Origin of the sequence: Shewanella sp. Shew256 (assembly GCF_002196695.1) — a bacterium.
In the GTDB taxonomy this organism is placed as follows: domain Bacteria; phylum Pseudomonadota; class Gammaproteobacteria; order Enterobacterales; family Shewanellaceae; genus Shewanella; species Shewanella mangrovisoli.
Genome location: NZ_NAJR01000003.1, coordinates 456,779 through 471,254 on the forward strand (window position 1 = coordinate 456,779; position 14,476 = coordinate 471,254).

15 protein-coding genes are annotated in these 14,476 nt (G+C 48.4%); 6 read left to right on the plus strand and 9 right to left on the minus strand.

What is annotated here, in order from left to right:
• Nucleotides 1-42: 42 nt before the first annotated feature.
• From B5P39_RS07670 to B5P39_RS07685, 4 genes are all read left to right on the plus strand, one after another.
• On the plus strand, nt 43-405 hold the full coding sequence (locus tag B5P39_RS07670; RefSeq protein WP_088211039.1) for a VanZ family protein: 363 nt from the start codon (nt 43-45) through the stop codon (nt 403-405).
• Complete coding sequence (locus B5P39_RS07675) at nt 405-1,385, plus strand: ketopantoate reductase family protein (protein ID WP_088211040.1); 981 nt, start codon at nt 405-407, stop codon at nt 1,383-1,385. The genes B5P39_RS07670 and B5P39_RS07675 overlap by 1 nt, the downstream gene beginning before the upstream one ends.
• A 295-nt stretch (nt 1,386-1,680) precedes the next feature.
• Entirely contained in the window at nt 1,681-2,019 is a 339-nt protein-coding gene (locus B5P39_RS07680; protein WP_023268492.1) for a P-II family nitrogen regulator, read from the plus strand.
• The gene (locus B5P39_RS07685) at nt 2,016-3,374 is read left to right on the plus strand and encodes an ammonium transporter (RefSeq protein WP_254915719.1); all 1,359 of its coding nucleotides are present in this window, start codon (nt 2,016-2,018) and stop codon (nt 3,372-3,374) included. Before B5P39_RS07680 ends, B5P39_RS07685 begins: the two co-directional genes overlap by 4 nt.
• A 54-nt stretch (nt 3,375-3,428) precedes the next feature.
• Here B5P39_RS07685 and B5P39_RS07690 read toward each other — a convergent pair whose 3' ends face one another.
• From B5P39_RS07690 to B5P39_RS07715, 6 genes are all read right to left on the minus strand, one after another.
• On the minus strand, nt 3,429-4,988 hold the full coding sequence (locus B5P39_RS07690; protein WP_088211041.1) for an EAL domain-containing protein: 1,560 nt from the start codon (nt 4,986-4,988) through the stop codon (nt 3,429-3,431).
• A gap of 174 nt (nt 4,989-5,162) precedes the next feature.
• Nucleotides 5,163-6,035 (minus strand): DMT family transporter, encoded by an 873-nt coding sequence (locus B5P39_RS07695; RefSeq protein WP_088211042.1) that lies wholly within the window; start codon nt 6,033-6,035, stop codon nt 5,163-5,165.
• A gap of 164 nt (nt 6,036-6,199) precedes the next feature.
• Entirely contained in the window at nt 6,200-7,048 is an 849-nt protein-coding gene (gene kdsA, locus B5P39_RS07700) for a 3-deoxy-8-phosphooctulonate synthase (protein WP_011623905.1), read from the minus strand.
• Between the two features lie 57 nt (nt 7,049-7,105).
• Nucleotides 7,106-8,353, minus strand: a complete 1,248-nt coding sequence (locus B5P39_RS07705; RefSeq protein WP_088211043.1) for a DUF819 family protein — start codon at nt 8,351-8,353, stop codon at nt 7,106-7,108.
• Nucleotides 8,354-8,497: 144 nt separating this feature from the next.
• Nucleotides 8,498-9,286, minus strand: coding sequence for a transglutaminase family protein (locus B5P39_RS07710; protein WP_011623907.1), 789 nt, complete (start codon nt 9,284-9,286; stop codon nt 8,498-8,500).
• Nucleotides 9,286-9,681: a SirB2 family protein gene (locus tag B5P39_RS07715; protein ID WP_011623908.1), complete on the minus strand. Its 396-nt coding sequence runs from the start codon at nt 9,679-9,681 to the stop codon at nt 9,286-9,288. The genes B5P39_RS07710 and B5P39_RS07715 overlap by 1 nt, the downstream gene beginning before the upstream one ends.
• Nucleotides 9,682-9,799: 118 nt before the next feature.
• Between B5P39_RS07715 and B5P39_RS07720 the strand changes: the two genes are divergently transcribed.
• Nucleotides 9,800-10,213, plus strand: a complete 414-nt coding sequence (locus B5P39_RS07720; protein ID WP_011715927.1) for a GNAT family N-acetyltransferase — start codon at nt 9,800-9,802, stop codon at nt 10,211-10,213.
• Nucleotides 10,214-10,357: 144 nt separating this feature from the next.
• On the opposite strand, the gene prmC is transcribed toward B5P39_RS07720, so the two are convergent.
• Genes prmC through hemA form a run of 3 tightly spaced genes read right to left on the minus strand, consistent with a single transcriptional unit; the run spans nt 10,358 to nt 13,577 of the window.
• On the minus strand, nt 10,358-11,218 hold the full coding sequence (gene prmC, locus B5P39_RS07725; RefSeq protein ID WP_011715926.1) for a peptide chain release factor N(5)-glutamine methyltransferase: 861 nt from the start codon (nt 11,216-11,218) through the stop codon (nt 10,358-10,360).
• 2 nt (nt 11,219-11,220) lie between these two features.
• A complete protein-coding gene (gene prfA, locus B5P39_RS07730; protein WP_088211044.1) occupies nt 11,221-12,312 on the minus strand; it encodes a peptide chain release factor 1 in 1,092 nt (363 codons plus the stop codon).
• A gap of 14 nt (nt 12,313-12,326) precedes the next feature.
• Entirely contained in the window at nt 12,327-13,577 is a 1,251-nt protein-coding gene (hemA, locus tag B5P39_RS07735; RefSeq protein WP_011715924.1) for a glutamyl-tRNA reductase, read from the minus strand.
• A gap of 254 nt (nt 13,578-13,831) precedes the next feature.
• On the opposite strand from hemA, the gene lolB reads away from it, so the two are divergent.
• On the plus strand, nt 13,832-14,476 hold the full coding sequence (gene lolB, locus B5P39_RS07740) for a lipoprotein insertase outer membrane protein LolB (protein WP_088211045.1): 645 nt from the start codon (nt 13,832-13,834) through the stop codon (nt 14,474-14,476).

Consider the following 14,476-nt stretch of genomic DNA (forward strand, 5'->3'; position numbering starts at 1 on the left):
TTTCCTATTATGGCGTCACACTAAGATAATCAAATTGTATTTGTGATAACTAAAAACACCCTATTCAAATTGGCTTTAGCCGTAGCCTTTGTCGTGATCAGTTATCTGGTGTTTTCCAGACCAACCTATTCGCAAAGTATCCCCAATATCGATAAGGTAGGCCATCTTGGGAGCTTCTTCTGCCTCTCTTATCTGACCTTTCTCGCCTTTCGCCCTAAGTGGTATTGGCTCTCGCTGGTGCTTGCCGCCTACGCGATTTTGATTGAGCTAGTGCAATCGCGTTTACCCTACCGCAGCGCCTCTGTGGGCGACGTGTTAGCGGACTTTGCCGGTATCGCTTTGTTTTACTTCTGTCTTTGGGCCTATCGAAAATACTTTAGCGCCGCCCAACTCAAGGAAAAATAATGTTAGGCCAAGGTGCGTCATCGACTGTAGAGTCTCAAGTCACCGATATCGCGATTTTAGGTGCTGGCGCCGTGGGACAATTGATTTGCCATCAACTGCATTCGGCGGGGTTAGCCGTAGGCTTGATAGCGCGTGAGGCCTCTGCATCCACCACTGAGACGAATTGGCAAGACTTAGTGTTTTGCCCTCTGCCATCAACGGATGCAAGTGCCGACTCAGTCTCATACCGAGTGCCAACATTTAGTCTAGACGGCACAAGCTTACTGCAGATCAGGCTGCTAATTGTGTGCGTTAAGGCTTATCAAGTCATTGATGCCATTAACCCTTTACTCGACAAACTCTCGCCCCAGTGTCATATCCTGTTATTGCATAATGGCATGGGTCCACACTTGGCACTGGCGCCCAAATTACAGGGTCGTGGCTTAAGCCTTGGTACTACCTCCCAAGGCGTGATGCGCCAGTCCCGCTGGCAAGTCAAACAAACAGGCCAAGGCTTAACCCAGTTTGGCCACTTTACTGGTCCCGCATTACCGCAAGCACTGCGTGATGGGCTGCTAAACGCTATCCCCAACAGCGAATGGGTTGAGGCAATTATCCCGAGTCTTTGGCAAAAGCTCGCGGTAAACGCCGCAATTAATCCCCTGACTGCCCTGCATCAATGTCCCAATGGCACATTGGCTCAGGCGCAATTTACCCAGACCATCGCCAATATCTTAGATGAGCTGGTCGAGGTGGCCGCCCAGGATGGCATAGCGTTGGATAGACAAATGCTTGAAGAGCGTGTGTACCGGGTGATTGAACTCACGGCCGCGAACTTCTCGTCGATGCACCAAGATGTAGCACACCATAGGCCAACTGAGATTGAACAAATTAGTGGTTATATTTGCGACCGCGCCAACGCGCACGGTTTAAGTGCAGTCACCAATACCCAAATGTGCCAAGCGATTAAACAGCTGTCGGCGATAACCCCGCAAGCTTAATCAATACATTTAATTGATTTTAAATGGATTTAACCCTAATCAACCGAACTAAATCAAACTCGCTGATATACCAACATTTTTAAATGCACTCGAATTGGCATTTTGATGCTAAATGCACCATGAAGGCGCACCAATTCAGGGCGCAATCGTCTGTTTTTGCACTCTTTTGCAGCAAAAACTCGGTCTATATGAGTGCGTCACATTGTTAACATAATGATAATAAAAACATTATTGTTATGGCCTGATTCCTGCTTTATTCACCCCACTTACGCCTGAAGTTCGTTGGAGAATAAAGTTGAAACTCATCACCGCTATTATTAAACCCTTCAAAATTGATGATGTACGTGAAGCGCTGACGCAACTTGGCATCCATGGCATGACAGTGACCGAAGTGCGCGGCTTTGGTCGCCAGAAGGGACATACAGAGCTATATCGCGGCGCCGAATATGCGGTCGACTTTCTCCCCAAAATGAAGCTCGAAATCGCCATCCATTCCGAGCAGGAAGATGCGGTGATCGAAGCCATTGTTGCCGCCGCCCACACGGGTAAAGTTGGCGACGGCAAGATATTCGTCACCCCACTCGAACAAGTGATCCGCGTGCGCACTTCGGAAGAAGGGAGTGATGCGATATGAGCCAACAAACAGCCGCACTTAACGCTAAGTTCGCTCTGCCAAACTCCCGTTATTCAACATTGGGTTATCAGGCATTATTGGCTCTGCTCGCCAGCGGCTTTGCGGGCTCGGCTTTGGCCGATGAGGCGCAGCTCAGCGGCGCCAATACAGCATGGATTTTAAGCTCATCAGCTCTCGTCTTATTGATGACACTTCCAGGACTGGCACTGTTTTACGGCGGTCTGGTGCGCAGTAAAAACGTGCTATCGATTTTAATGCAGTGTTTTTCTATCGCCGCTATAGCCTCTGTACTGTGGTTTGTAGTGGGTTACTCCATCGCCTTCGATACTGGCAACGGTTTTATCGGTGGGCTGAGCAAAGCTTTTCTCGCCAGCATTGGTCGCGACAGTGTCAGCGGGGATATTCCTGAACCTCTGTTTATGCTATTCCAAATGACCTTCGCCATTATCACGCCAGCGCTGATCATCGGTGGCTTTGCCGAGCGGATGAAGTTCTCCGCCGTACTGATGTTTTCAAGCGCTTGGTTACTGTTAGTCTATGCACCTATTACCCACTGGGTGTGGGGCGGCGGCTGGTTGGCCGAGCTTGGATTGTATGACTTTGCTGGCGGTACAGTCGTACACATTACTGCTGGGGTAGCGGCACTGGTGGCGGCAAAAGTGTTAGGGCCGCGTAAGGGATTTTTAAACTCGGCCATTATGCCCCATAACTTGACCATGACAGTAACAGGCGCGGGCATGCTGTGGGTAGGCTGGTTTGGCTTTAATGGCGGCAGCGCCCTAGGCGCCAATGGCACTGCGGCCATGGCGATTCTCGCGACCCATCTAGCTGCGTCGATGGGCGCCATCACGTGGGCAGGTATCGAGTGGTATAAATTTGGTAAGGCCAGTGCACTCGGTATCGTCACCGGTATGGTGGCAGGCCTTGGCACTATCACGCCGGCATCAGGCTATGTTGGCCCTGCTGGCGCGTTAGTCATCGGTTTTCTTGGCGGTGTGGTTTGCTTCTTTTCAACTGTCTACATTAAACAAAAACTTAAGATTGACGACTCGCTAGATGTGTTCCCAGTACACGGTGTCGGCGGCATTCTCGGCACGTTACTGGCGGGGGTATTTAGTTCGACTCAGCTTGGGATCTTCAGCGGTTATGGTTTTGCCAGTGTTAACCCCACTATGCTTGACCAAATCGGGGCGCAGGCCATTGGGGTTATTGCCACCTTGAGTTACACCGCCCTGGTGTCTTGGTTGTTGTTTGTGGTCATTGGCAAAATCCTCGGCGGACTTCGTGTCAGTACCGAACAGGAAGTGAATGGCCTCGACCTTTCCGAACATGAAGAAACAGGCTACAGCCTCTAATACTCGCCTCGTAAAACTGACCGTCAGTGGCATGTCTGCCCTGACGGTTATTAACTAGTTATGCTCCTTAAGCCACAGTTCCAGTTCATTTAATTTCATCGGCTTAGCGTATAAATAGCCCTGCAAAAAATGCACATCACGACTGATTAAATAGTCCGCCTGCTCTTGGGTCTCCACCCCTTCTGCCACAGCCACATAATTCATCTTATGGCAGAGTTCGATGATGGTATCCAGCACATGGGAGGTCACCGCATCTTGGCCTATGGTATCGATAAAGCATTTATCGATTTTCAGGTAATCCAGCGTAAAGGTTTGCAGCAGCGACAAGGTTGTCTGCCCAGTGCCGAAATCATCAATCGCCACCAGAATGCCCAGCTCACGCAGCGCCGCGATTCGCTCACACATATCCACCGTTAATAGTTGCCGCTCGGTGATTTCGATCAGCGGCTGCACGCCGATTTCAGCAAACGCATCCCTAAGGTAACGAAACTTAGCCTCGATATCGCTTTGGATAAAATGCTCGGGCGCCACGTTAAAGCCAATCCTAAAATCTGTGGTTAACCGCAATTGGCTAAAATCCGCCAAGGCGCGCTCAAAAATATAATTGGTCAAAGGAACTATTAATTGGCTTTCTTCGGCGATGGGAATAAACAAATCGGGTCGTACTAAGCCCATTTGCGGATGCTGCCAGCGCACCAATGCCTCGACACCTTTGGCCTTACCGTCTTCACTGCTTACAACGGGTTGGTATACCAAGAAAAACTCTTGGTTCTCGATACCACTTTTTATGTCATCGGCTAGTGAATGACGCCCATTACGCTTCCACAACAGTAGGCTAGATAAAACGAACAAGGTGAAAATCAGTGGTAATAACAGGCCAAAGGCAATCCAATAAAAGTGCCAAAACAGCGCCTTAGAGATCTCCAGCAGGATGACGAAATCTTGGTGGACCTCAAATTTATCCCCAGCAAACACAGTAATCACTTCATTACCGCTAAACTGTGGCGCCGCTGGCAAGGTCGCACCATGCAAACCTAAGACAACGGTTTTTACCGCGCGGGGAAATACATCGGGTTGAATAAAGCTATCAATCAGATATTGACCTTCGAATATCACAACCGCGCCGTATTGCGTTTGTTCATTCTTAAAGGTGGTGATAATGGCTGGCACGCCCGGTCGCGCTGGCGTTTCCGGCACTATATGTTGCGAACCATCTTTGAGTCTATCAACTGGCAGCAGAGTATTTAGGGGTAAATTGAGGTCCCCGGTTGTCGAGGAGCAGTAAAATGACTTGTCATTGAAGAGTAACACGCCCCGAAAATAAGGCCGAAAACGCATGTATTCAGTTAACTTGCCACAATCCTCTTCGGTTAGGTTCATGGCATATTCACCTATCTGATCCGACAGTTTTAAGATGGCCTCTAAACGCTCTAGGTTGAACTCGCCAATCTCAGTCGCCTTGTTATGTGCCAGATAAACCGCGATAAAATAGCTAAAAACAAAAGCGAATACGACGGGTAACAGCAGTAAGAACAACCACTTTTTTAAGAGTAATTCGAAGAGAGAGGCAAAGTTAAGCATCGACGCTTGGATAAGATTTGAACGGTTTGGCATAGTAACAAATCCCTTTCGAGTAAATTGTTAATTTTTGCATCAAGGATATTTAGCATAGATAAGGAGAATGAGGCATAAACTATAGGGCATTTCTGTGAGCTATATTTTTGATAATTAAAAATATAAGCCTTTATGACTAATCTCATTAATAGCAAACACGGTCAATAATGAGCCTTACTCCCACATCACGAGTATTGCCGCGAGCGCGATCAAGACGAGGCCAAGCAGCTCTTTTATTTTTACTTTTTCCTTAAGCCAGAATGCCGAAATCAACATCATAAAGAAGATTTCCACTTGGCCTAGGGTTTTAACATAGGGCACGGCCTGCAAAGACATAGCACTAAACCAACCAATAGAGCCAAAGCAACTGGCGCTGCTCGTCAGCAAGGTTAATCTAGGACGTTGAATTAAAGCGCTGAGAGTGGCTTTATCCTTCAAGACTAAATAACCGACTAACACTAAGGTTTGTAGAGATATCACCAAAAGTAATACCCAAGCGGCGCTATGGGGAAAGCCGACATTTAATCTTAAGCTTGCCTCCCTCACCCACAGAGAGGTCAGTGCAAAGGCACTGCCGCTAGCAATACCAAGGAGCACAGTGCTTAAGGACAGCTGCCTAAGCCCTTGCTTGGCGCTCAGTAAAAACACGGCAACGCCACCTAAAATTACCCCAATCCAACCGAGTAACGATAAATGCGTGCCAAAAAAGAAGGTGCCTAATATCGCGGCGACGATGGCCTCACTCTTGGCAAGCCCGGCACCGATGGCAAAATTTTGTTGTTGAAACAACTTAACCATCAAGCCGGTCGCAAGGATCTGCATCATGGATGCGCCGACAATAAAGCCGATAAACTCCGCCGTAAAATGCGGTAATCCCACATTGTTCCAAAGATATAACAGCCCAAGATACAAGGCCGCAATCGGGCCAGCCCAGATAAACCGCGCTAAGGTGACGCCCGCCACCTTAACCTCTTTACTCAATTGGCTTTGAAAGGCATTGCGCCACGCCTGCATAAATGCGGCTAATAAGGTAAAGAAAATCCACATCCGAGCCATCCTGTAACTGCCAGACTGCACTCTGACATGGGTTATGCGCTAATTAGAGCCAACATCATAAACACAAGGTATTGATATCGCTATGGAGAAAATTTCACCCAATAAAAAGCCCCGAACGATTCGGGGCTTTTTAAGCGAATACGATTTAGCCAAGCTTACTTGCTGGTATCAATCGGGTCGAAGGATTTGACCAAATCATCAATCGCCTTCATCTGCTTCAGATAGTTTTCTAACTGATGCAGTGGCAGTGCACATGGGCCATCACATTTAGCGTTATCTGGATCTGGGTGAGCTTCAATAAACAGACCCGCTAAGCCTAATGCCATGCCACTACGGGCTAATTCAGTCGCTTGAGCACGACGGCCGCCCGCCGAGTCGGCACGACCACCAGGACGTTGTAATGCGTGGGTGGCATCGAAAATCACCGGATAACCGGATTGCTTCATCTCATCCATGCCCAGCATATCAACCACTAGGTTGTTGTAGCCGAAGCATGAACCGCGTTCACACAGGATAATCTCATCGTTACCCGCTTCGTTAAACTTAGTGATGATATGGCGCATTTCGTGGGGCGCTAAAAACTGTGGCTTTTTCACGTTGATGATAGCGCCCGTTTTCGCCATGGCGACAACGAGATCTGTTTGGCGCGCTAAGAAAGCAGGGAGCTGAATAATATCAACCACTTCTGCGACAGGCGCACATTGGTAAGGCTCATGCACGTCGGTGATTAATGGCAGATTGAAAGTCTTTTTGATTTCTTCAAAAATCTTTAAGCCTTCTTCCATGCCAGGACCACGGTAAGAGTTAACAGAAGAGCGGTTAGCCTTGTCGAACGACGCCTTGAAAACATAGGGAATACCCAGTTTTTGCGTCACTTCGGCATAGGTTTCAGCAATCGACATAGCGAGATCGCGAGACTCAAGCACGTTCATGCCACCAAACAACACGAAAGGTTTATCGTTAGCGATCTCGATTGAACCTAGGTTTATGATTTTATTACTCATCGCAACTTCTCTCTAAAATGCTGGAACCTTACCAGCGCTGAACAGGAGCTAAGGCAACTATACCGCGACGGCTTGCAGTAACTGACCGCAGAGCCACGCCATATAAGTGCCTAGCGCATAACCAAATACGGCTAACAATACCCCTACAGGGGCTAAAGCTGGGTGGAACGCCGCTGCCACAACTGGCGCCGATGCTGCTCCCCCCACATTTGCCTGACTGCCCACGGCCATATAAAACAATGGAGCCTTAATTAACTTAGCAATCAATAACATAAAGCCAGCGTGCACTATCATCCAAATAATGCCCACTAAAAAATATAGCGGTGTATCAAGCACCTTGCTTACATCCATATGTAAACCAATGGTCGCCACCAAAATATACAAGAACGCCGACGCCACCTTAGAAGCCCCCGCCGCCTCTAAATGGCGCATAGGGCTAAAGGACATGGCTAAACCTATGGTGGTCACAATCACCACTAACCAGAAGAACTTAGAGGTTAAACTGTAATCCTCAGTCCAAGGATAGTTGGCCTCAAAATAAGGACCGAGGAAATCGGCGGCAATATGGGCCACGCCCGTGATCCCAAATCCGACAGCCACAATCAGCATCAGATCACGCAGGCTTGGAATACGCGCATTTTCAGCGTGATACTGTTCAACCTTGTTCTTTAAAGTCTCAATTGCTGAGGTATCCGCACCTGTTTTGGCATCGATTTCCTTGGCTTTTGACGCCATAAACAACAATACCGCCATCCAAATATTGGCCACAATCACATCGACTGTCACCATCACGGAGAAGATATTGCCGCCCACTTCATAAATTTCCTTCATCGCGGCTTGGTTCGCACCGCCACCAATCCAGCTCCCTGCGAGGGTTGTCATGCCGCGCCACACCGCATCAGGACTATCGACACCAATTAATGAGGGCTCGATAAAGGACACCACGAGCAGCGCAATCGGCCCGCCAATCACAATACCGACTGTCCCAGTTAAAAACATGATCACCGCCTTAGGCCCAAGTCCTAAGATGGCTTTTAAATCCACACTTAAAATCAGTAGCACCAAACAGGCGGGCAATAGATAACGCGAGGCCACATAGTAAAGCTGCGATGTCCCACCATCGATCACCCCAAAGGTATTCAACAACGATGGCAAGAAATAGCAGAGTAATAACGCTGGGATAAAACGGTAAAACTTTTGCCAAAATGGATGACTACTACTGCTGGTATAAAACACAAATCCCAGAATCGTTACCAATATTCCCAGCGCCACCGCGTCATTGGTGACTAATGCCGTGCTTGCCATGTGTATTCTCCCTGTTTGGTACAGTTGTTATTGTATTTATGCTAAAAACTGCCGTTTGCAGTTAGTGGGCAAACTTCCCATTCGCCCCATTTATTGTTGTTTTTTAGAAAAACAAGGAGAGCCAGCTAGGCTCTCCTTTAAGATTTAGTGATAGATTTCAGCGTGTTCACTGAGCTCTTTGAGCTGCATTTTGACGATTTCGATGACAGGATCATGCGGGCTGTTATCGACAAAGTGTTGCAGATCGGCCGCCGCGACATTGATACAACCCAGTTGCTGGGCGATAAAGGCGCGCTCCCGATTTAAGTGCACATCATCAGGGTGCCACTGTAGCAGCAAGTTGCAACATTCCATCGCCGCCTCAAATTGATGCGACACGATACACCCCGCCTTAAGCTCATGCAGCATGCGCGAAATCAGCTTCTTCACCGACGCCGCCTTTAAGTAGCTTGGCTTAAGCTCGGCCGCGTTACCCAGTTCACCGCGCACTAACACATGGAGCTGATGTTTCGTCAGCTCTTTGCCCGTCAGCGGATCGTGATAACGCACAACACCAGCAACGTTACTGCGAAGCACGGTATTACCCGGTAAGAGTAAGGCTTCGAGCTCTAAATCGAGCTGTTTGGCCAGTAGCATCAATACCGTCGCCAGTGTGGTGCTATTACCCTGTTTAGTGATAAGACAAGTGCCTAAGTCCGCCGCTTCGGTACTGAAGTAATTGTCGCGGACACAAAAACCCAAGTCCTGATAAAACCAATGCAGCAACGCATTTAAGCGTTGCTGTTGATCCACTAGGTAATGACTTAATACGGCTCCCGCCAATTCAAACCAAGCCCATTTCGCCGCTTCGAGATTTGAAAATCCAAGGTGAGCACCTACATCCAATGCCGACTCGGGCAAAGAAATGCCATCTTGCAGATTGTATTTACCCATTAACCCAATAATACCGCTTGTTTAAAATGCGCCAATTTGGCCGCGTAAACTAACCAACCTAATGCACCTAAAAAGGCAAAAACTTTGAACAATTTGTTTCTGTTCGCTTTTATCGCAATCACACCCAAGGCAATATACGCGAGCACGGCGCCAATTTTTTCGGTCAACCAAGGGTCCACAAAGGGATATTGCTTGATCATAAAGCACAGGGTTAAGCCCGACAGCAGCAAAAAAGTGTCGATAACATGGGGCGCGATTTTGAATACTTTCTTGCCCATCAGTGCTGACTGACGTAAGTGCAACACAAAACGAACGACAAAAAACAGCACACTCACGGCAATTAAGGTTAAATGCAGGTGCTTAACAGCAGGATAAAGACTGTAAAAAGTTTCCATTGTGATACTTATGGCCAGTGACAAAGGCGCTAGTTTACCCTAATCATAACGCCAGACCAATGCCTAACGCGCGAGATTCGCAGACGAAACCCCGTCCCTCAGTTTGTAGGAAACCACAATGAATTTAATGATAATTGACGATGAGTCCGCCGAATTTGCCGATGCGGTAAAGCAAAAAATCGTCGAATTTAATCAGCTGCACTGGCAAACGCTAAAGCGTCAAAACCTAGGATTAAAATTACAGGATGAGGACGGCAACTTACTCGCGGGCTTAAGCGGTAAAACCTTTGGCAATTGGCTATTGATTGACTACCTTTGGGTCGATGCCGCATTGCGCCAGCAAAACATCGGCTCACGCTTATTACTCGAGGCCGAAAGCAAGGCCAAACAACGTGGCTGCCAATTTGTCCTACTCGATACCTTAGATTTTCAAGCCAAGCCTTTCTATGAGCGCCACGGATACCGCGTGCAGTGGGTACAACAAGCCTATCCCGAAACCGGCAGTAAATTCTTTATGGTCAAAGTGCTATAGCTTGAGCCTAAGCTTAAAGCTGATTTTAAAGATATTGAGTCGGATACTTGTCAAAGCTAACCATTTCAACCAATACACAAATAAAAACGCCATTGATAAATAACCAATGGCGTTGTTAAGTACTTAGCGGGATTGGATTAAATATTAAATTCCAATCAATCCCATCCACTTACCCATGGTGCATCTGTCGTTGCTACCAAAATCCCGCACGGTTGCGACATTTTGATAACCTAGCTCGGTCAGTTTTTCTCTGAGCTTTACCGCCTGCTCAAAACCATGTTCGAGCAGAATATAACCGTTGGGCTTCAAATAATCCCGAGCGGTTTTTGCGATGTAGTAAAGATCAGCAAAGCCCTCATCGGCGGCGGTGAGCGCACTTTGCGGCTCGAAGCGCACATCCCCTTGATGTAAATGCTCATCGGCCTCATCGATGTAAGGCGGATTTGAGACGATTAAATCAAAGTCGTGGGCCTTGATAGCGCTAAACCAGTCACTTTGGAGGATCTCCACCTGCTCTAACTTAAGGTTAGTCCGGTTCGCTTTGGCCAATGCCACCGCATCTTCCACCTTATCGACGGCAGTAATTTGCCAAGTAGCCCGCTCAGAAGCCAGCGCCAGCGCAATCGCACCTGTTCCAGTCCCTAAATCCAGCACCTTAGCATTGCTCTCAAGCGGCAAGTTTAAGGCAGTTTCGACCAGGATTTCGGTATCTGGGCGAGGGATTAACGTAGTGTCATTCACAATAAAGGGTAGCGACCAAAACTCACGCTCGCCCACAATATGTGCCACGGGTACGCCCTGCTGGCGACGTTGCACCATCTGCTGGAAACGTTTCCACTGCTCCACCGTCAAGGCTTTTTCGGGCCAAGTGTAGAGAAATGCACGGTTTTTATTGAGGCAATACAGCAGGAAAACCTCTGCATCCAGATGGGCGGATTCAGAGGTAGGCGCTAACTGAACATAGGCCCATTGCAGGGCCTCGGCGATACTCGATTGATCAGCCAAAATTACCCCTGCTCATCAGCCAGAGCGGCTAATAGGTCGGCCTGATGCTCTTGCATCAGCGGTCCTAAAATCGCATCTAAGTCGCCTTCCATCACTTCGTTTAAGCGATATAAGGTTAAGTTGATACGGTGTTCACTCACGCGGCCTTGTGGGAAGTTATAGGTACGCACACGTTCGGAGCGGTCACCACTAGCTACCAGACTACGGCGAGTCGACTCTTCGGCGCTGCGGCGCTTTTCGTCTTCAACGGCTTGGATACGCGCAGCTAAAACGCTCATCGCTTGCGCGCGGTTTTTATGCTGTGAACGTTGGTCCTGACATTCCACCACAATCCCGGTTGGAATGTGAGTAATACGAATGGCAGAATCGGTTTTGTTAACGTGCTGACCACCCGCACCCGATGAACGGAAGGTATCGACCCTCAGATCCGCAGGGTTGATTGAAATCGCTTCCGCTTCAGGCACTTCGTGCATGACTACTACAGTTACAGCAGAGGTGTGTACACGGCCTTGGGATTCAGTTTCAGGCACACGTTGAACACGGTGACCACCGGATTCAAACTTGAGTTTACCGTAGGCGCCTTCACCACTGACTTTAACGATGATTTCTTTAAAGCCACCGTGCTCACCTTCGTTCGAGCTCATGATTTCGAGCTGCCAACGGTTGGCTTCGGCATAACGACTATACATACGGAACAGATCACCCGCGAAGATTGCGGCTTCGTCGCCACCCGCACCGGCACGAATTTCGATAAAGGCGTTGGTGTCGTCGTTAGGATCTTTTGGTAATAACAGAATTTGCAGCTCGGCTTCGAGACGTTCGAGTTCGGCTTTAGCTGCCTTGATTTCTTCCTGCGCCATTTCACGCATTTCAGCGTCATCTTCTTCCAGCATTTCCTTGGCAGACTCGAGATCCGCCTGTGCTTGCTGGTAGGCTTTAAAGCCTGCAACCACTTCTTCTAACTGAGAATATTCTTTGGATAACGCGCGAAAACGCTCCTGATCGGCGATAACGGACGCATCACCAAGCAAGGCTAAGACTTCTTCATTGCGCTCGAGCAAGCCTTCCAGCTTGCGGATAACGGATTCCTTCATTTAACTCGCTAACCTTAGTTTTTATCTAATCCGAGCGCTGTTCTTAACTGACCTAAGGTATTCAAATCACCCTGACGACTCGCCACTGTGAGGGCTTGGGTTGGTGCGTGAATGAGTCTATTTGTCAGGCGATTGGCTAGTTCAATCAATACCTGCTCAGTGTCGCCCCCCTGCGCTAATTTATTCAGGGCGCGTTCCACTAACTCATCCTTTATCGCCATGCTTTGGCTGCGATACTCGCGAATACTGTCGACCGACTCTAAAGAACGTACCCAATCCATAAACAGGTAGGATTGTTCTTCAGTAATTAATTCAGCTTGCTCGGCGGCCTCCTTACGGGAAGCCTTATTCTGTTCAATAATGCTATGCAGGTCGTCCACTGTATACAGAAACGCATCGTCCAAATCGGCGACTTCCGGCTCAATATCCCGGGGAACTGCTATATCAACCAATAACATAGGTTGATGGCGACGCTGCTTTAGCGCTTTTTCTACCATGCCTTTACCAAGGATTGGTAGCGGGCTGGCGGTAGAGGATATCACGATATCGGCTTTAGGGAGAAAATCTGGTATCTGTGCCAGCGTAATTGCCGTGGCATTAAACTCTTCACACATGCTTTGGGCACGTTCGAGCGTACGGTTTGCCACCACCATAGAAGCAACGCCGTTATCCTTAAGATGTTTAGCCACCAGCTCAATGGTTTCACCGGCGCCAATTAACAGCACCTTAGTGGTCGACAGCGAAGAGAAGATATGTTTTGCCATGCTCACGGCGGCAAAGGCCACCGAGACAGCCGCAGCACCGATTTCGGTTTCGGTACGCACTTTTTTCGCCACGGAGAAGGTATTTTGGAACAAGCGGTCGATGGTCAGCGCAACGGTACCCGCTTCTTTGGCTTTGACAAAAGCCTGCTTAACCTGCCCAAGAATTTGCGGCTCACCTAAAATCAGCGAGTCGAGACCGGAGGCCACGCGCATTAAATGCCTTACCGCCGCTTGACCGTGGTAATTGTAGAGGCACGGCGCTACATCTTGATGATCTAGGCCGTGATATTCTTCAAGCCATTCAATGATGTCGGCCTCATCGCCATTGTTACAATACAATTCAGTGCGATTACAGGTCGAGACGATAACGGCTTCACCCGAGCGTGTACGACTGGCCAGACTCTTCATGGCATCATGAATTTTGTCCGGAGAGAAGGCAACTTTCTCACGCAGGTCTACCGTGGCTGTTTTATGGTTAATACCGATTGCTACAAGGCTCATCTGACTCTTTTCTAGATTCTTGGCGTCTCTCTTAATAAGGGCATTCTACTGAATTGGCCCAACTAAAAACAGAATACGCTTAACAAAACCGAATAAAGGTCTAACTTCTTACCTAAATTTTCTATCAATGATAGACAAATGCAGATTATCGCGACCGAAGTTATCCCAAGTGACCGCCAATGGAAATTTTACGATTGGCATTGGTATTCTTTACAAGCCCTCGTATCATAAGGACTTTGGTATATCAGTTATAGATGAATAATTTGAAGCGCTTCACAAAATCCATTTTCTCTTGTATCGCCTTGAGCGGCCTATTGTTTTTGGGCGGCTGTGAAACCCTGCCGCCAACAACAGATCTCAGCCCTATCACGGTCGATAATGCCGCCCAAGCCAAGGCGTGGGAATTACAGGGGAAACTCGCTATCCGCACGCCACAGGATAAGCTCAGTGCCAATCTCTATTGGCGCCACAGTGAGGAGCGAGACGAACTCACCCTTACCACTATGCTCGGCACCACAGTGTTGACCTTGGATGTTACGCCTAACTCGGCTCACCTGCATGTCGATGGCAAAGATTTTCGTGATAGCAACGCCCAAGCATTACTCGAGCGAGTCAGCGGCTGGTCCATCCCGATTAACGACTTACCTCTTTGGATCACCGGCCAAGTCGGCGCTTTAGACCGTGTGCTTGCCGTCGATAGCAATGGCAAAACCAAACAAATTCAAAACTCGCAAACCTTGCCGCCTTGGGTCGTCACATTTTTGAGTTGGCAGCCCCAAAGCGGTGCCGAGGTGCCCTATCAGTTAAAGCTTGAACGTGGTGATTTACAGCTCAAGCTGCAACTCAATCAATGGCAAGCCTTAGGTAAACCCTCAATACTGCTCGGAGAAAAACCTTAG

Excerpts from the sequence above, each read along its gene's own strand:
- B5P39_RS07690 (WP_088211041.1), bottom strand. The coding sequence starts at position 4,988 with ATGCCAAACCGTTCAAATCTTATCCAAGCGTCGATGCTTAACTTTGCC.
- lolB (WP_088211045.1), top strand. The coding sequence starts at position 13,832 with ATGAATAATTTGAAGCGCTTCACAAAATCCATTTTCTCTTGTATCGCC.
- B5P39_RS07715 (WP_011623908.1), bottom strand. The coding sequence starts at position 9,681 with ATGGAAACTTTTTACAGTCTTTATCCTGCTGTTAAGCACCTGCATTTA.
- B5P39_RS07710 (WP_011623907.1), bottom strand. The coding sequence starts at position 9,286 with ATGGGTAAATACAATCTGCAAGATGGCATTTCTTTGCCCGAGTCGGCA.
- B5P39_RS07720 (WP_011715927.1), top strand. The coding sequence starts at position 9,800 with ATGAATTTAATGATAATTGACGATGAGTCCGCCGAATTTGCCGATGCG.
- B5P39_RS07685 (WP_254915719.1), top strand. The coding sequence starts at position 2,016 with ATGAGCCAACAAACAGCCGCACTTAACGCTAAGTTCGCTCTGCCAAAC.
- B5P39_RS07705 (WP_088211043.1), bottom strand. The coding sequence starts at position 8,353 with ATGGCAAGCACGGCATTAGTCACCAATGACGCGGTGGCGCTGGGAATA.
- hemA (WP_011715924.1), bottom strand. The coding sequence starts at position 13,577 with ATGAGCCTTGTAGCAATCGGTATTAACCATAAAACAGCCACGGTAGAC.
- kdsA (WP_011623905.1), bottom strand. The coding sequence starts at position 7,048 with ATGAGTAATAAAATCATAAACCTAGGTTCAATCGAGATCGCTAACGAT.
- prfA (WP_088211044.1), bottom strand. The coding sequence starts at position 12,312 with ATGAAGGAATCCGTTATCCGCAAGCTGGAAGGCTTGCTCGAGCGCAAT.
- B5P39_RS07695 (WP_088211042.1), bottom strand. The coding sequence starts at position 6,035 with ATGTGGATTTTCTTTACCTTATTAGCCGCATTTATGCAGGCGTGGCGC.
- B5P39_RS07675 (WP_088211040.1), top strand. The coding sequence starts at position 405 with ATGTTAGGCCAAGGTGCGTCATCGACTGTAGAGTCTCAAGTCACCGAT.